The 2,609-nt window shown below is 63.1% G+C and carries 3 protein-coding genes and 1 pseudogene; all 4 read right to left on the minus strand.

Annotated features, from left to right (window positions below; genetic code table 11):
- A partial coding sequence (locus tag EN884_RS32405) for an ATP-dependent RecD-like DNA helicase (protein WP_128360983.1) occupies positions 1 to 799 on the minus strand: 799 nt, incomplete at its 3' end.
- Between the two features lie 152 nt (positions 800 to 951).
- Positions 952 to 1,848 (minus strand): annotated as a pseudogene (fusA, locus tag EN884_RS32410) (elongation factor G); the annotation flags it as partial.
- A gap of 115 nt (positions 1,849 to 1,963) precedes the next feature.
- Positions 1,964 to 2,305 (minus strand): nitrile hydratase accessory protein, encoded by a 342-nt coding sequence (locus EN884_RS32415; protein ID WP_063168265.1) that lies wholly within the window; start codon positions 2,303 to 2,305, stop codon positions 1,964 to 1,966.
- A partial coding sequence (locus EN884_RS32420; RefSeq protein WP_128360984.1) for an SH3-like domain-containing protein occupies positions 2,292 to 2,609 on the minus strand: 318 nt, incomplete at its 5' end. The genes EN884_RS32420 and EN884_RS32415, both read right to left, overlap by 14 nt.

Raw genomic sequence — 2,609 nt, forward strand, 5'->3', positions numbered from 1 at the left:
ACAGCGAGCCGTTGAGCAGGCCCTTTGCCGGATCGTTGCGCAGGCAGACGAGCTTGTCGCCGGCCTGCGGATAGTCGGCGTTGAAGCCCTTGAGCTCGCGCAGCCGCTGATTGTAGCGGCGCCGCGTGCGATTGGTGCCGACCAGCACCTGGTCCGCCTTCAGCACCAGTTCCTGGGTAACGTCTTCCTTGCCGATCACCTGCGCCGTGCCATAGTCGCCACGCATGAACTCGCGGCCCTCGCGCACATCGAGCGCCAGCCGCAGGATCGGGTTGTCGCGCGCCTGCCGGTGGATTTCGGTGAGCAGAAAATCCGGCTCGTGGTCGGTGAAGAAGCCGCCGCCCGAGATCGGCGGCAACTGGCCGGGGTCGCCAAGCACCAGGATCGGCGTGCCGAAACTCATCAGGTCGCGGCCGAGTTGCTCGTCGACCATCGAACATTCGTCGATGACGACCAGCTTGGCCCGCGAGATCGGGCTCTGCCGGTTGAGCGAAAAAGTCGGCGACATCGACGTCTTGCCGGTGATTTCGTCCGACACCGATTCCTCGCCTTTCGGCCGGTAGATCAGCGAATGGATGGTACGCGCATTGACCGCGCCCTTGGAGCGCAGCACCTGCGCGGCCTTGCCGGTGAAGGCGGCGAACTGCACCTGGCCGTCGACATGCTCGGCGAAATAGCGCGCCAGCGTCGTCTTGCCGGTGCCGGCATAGCCGAACAGCCGGAACAGCTGCGGCTGGCCGATCTTCAGCCAGCGGGCGACCGCTTGCAGCGCCTCGTCCTGTTGGGGAGAGAATTCCATCAGCGCGAGAGACCGGATTCGCAAGGGAAAGACAAGACAGCCGCCATCATCATCGATGCGCCGGGACGCTTAAGTGCCGCCGACGGGTCAGGCTATCAGGCACAGACAAGAACGTAAAGGGAACAATCGACCACGTCGGCTGGAAGCGAAATTCAGGCAATGGCCATGGCGGCCCGCGGGTCGCGGTCGTCGGGTGGTAGCGGAACGGGAGCGTATCCGGCATAGCTGACGCTCAACCGTGCCTGCCCGTTCGAACAGGACCGGAGTGCATCCTCCAGCTTGGACATATTTCTAAGCGGCACTGTCGCGTTGACGACGACGACCACGCCGCGGATTTCCCGACTCAGGATCTGGCCACGGCGGCTTTGCAGTTCGGCGATGACGTTGCCGACATGGGTTGCTGAAGTCATTACTTCGACCTTCATGATCGGCTCGAGCAACTGCACGCCGAGGCGTGGCGCGGCTTCGCGAAAGCAGGCGCGGCCGGCGATCTCGAAAGCCAGAGCCGAGGAATCGGTATCGTGAAAAGCGCCATCCATCAGCACCGCCTTGACGCCGATCATCGGGAAGCCCGCAAATGGACCTGAGGACAATATGCTGCGCAGCCCCTTTTCGACGCCCGCAATGTATTCGCCATGAAGCGCACCACCGACGATCCTGGACTCGAACACGGAGTCCGCGCTGTCCGCGTTCGGCTCGAACATGATCTTGACGCGGGCGAACTGACCGGTGCCGCCGGACTGCCTCTTGTGCGTGAAGTCCTGCTTGTGCGTACGGGTGATCGTCTCGCGATAGGCCACTTGTGGAGAACCAATATTCACATCGACCTGGGACTCGCGACGCAGGTGGTCAATGATGATGTCGAGGTGGAGTTCGTCCATGAAGGCGATAATGGTCTGGCCCGATTCCTCGTCTTGCATGACGCGGAAGAAAGCATCCTCGTCCGCCAGCTTCGCCAAGGCGATACGCAGCCGCTCCTGATCGGCCTTCGATTTCGGCTCGATCGCGATTTGCAGCAAAGGCCAGGGCGCGGCAGGCTTTTCCATCATGGGGATATGGTCGCTGGTGGCCCCAATATTTGCAACTGAGTGCAGGAGCGAAATCCGGACTGAGATAACGGAAGACTAAACTGATCTTTTTGGCCTGGCTGCTCGCAGCCTGCTGTCAGGGTCCAGGATCGTTCTCCAGCAGGATCGGCTTGCCGTGCGGGGTGGCATGTGCCGCGCGCTCCCAGGCCTCAGCCATCGCGTCGACATCGGCCTTGGCGGCCAGTCCCTTCGAGGCAAGCAGGCTTTCCAGCGCCGCCAGCCAATGTTCGTAATAATCATGGCCGTCCGCTGCGGCGCCCGGTCTTTTCACTTCGCTCGACAGCGCCTGCGCCCACTCGCTCCACGAAAACAGGCCCTTGTCGTGCAGCGCCACCGTCATGGCGAAGGCCTCGGCCTGCCACGGCTCGGCGAACACCGGCTCGTCGAAACCTGGCGGCAGTTCTTCACGCCGGCTCAAGATAGCTCTCCCAGGCGTCTATCGACACGCGTAGCGTCGGGTCGGCCCCCTCGCCCCAGATCTCCGATCCTTCGAAAACCACGGTGTAGACCCATTGCGGATTTTCGCCGTGTCCATGCGCGTTGCTGTCGGGAAAAACAAAACCGTCGTGCACCGCCTCGATCACGCCGTGCTTGCCGCGTGCGTAGCGCGGCAGCCGCGTGTGGCCGGTCGGGTTGAAGTTTTTGGTCCGCACGGCGTCGCCCGCCTTGAACCGCGCCGCTTGCGCCACCGGCCGGTCGCAAGGGCTGCCCTTGGCCAACAC

The sequence above is a fragment of the Mesorhizobium sp. M7A.F.Ca.AU.001.01.1.1 genome, assembly GCF_004022735.1.
Lineage (GTDB): Bacteria > Pseudomonadota > Alphaproteobacteria > Rhizobiales > Rhizobiaceae > Mesorhizobium > Mesorhizobium ciceri.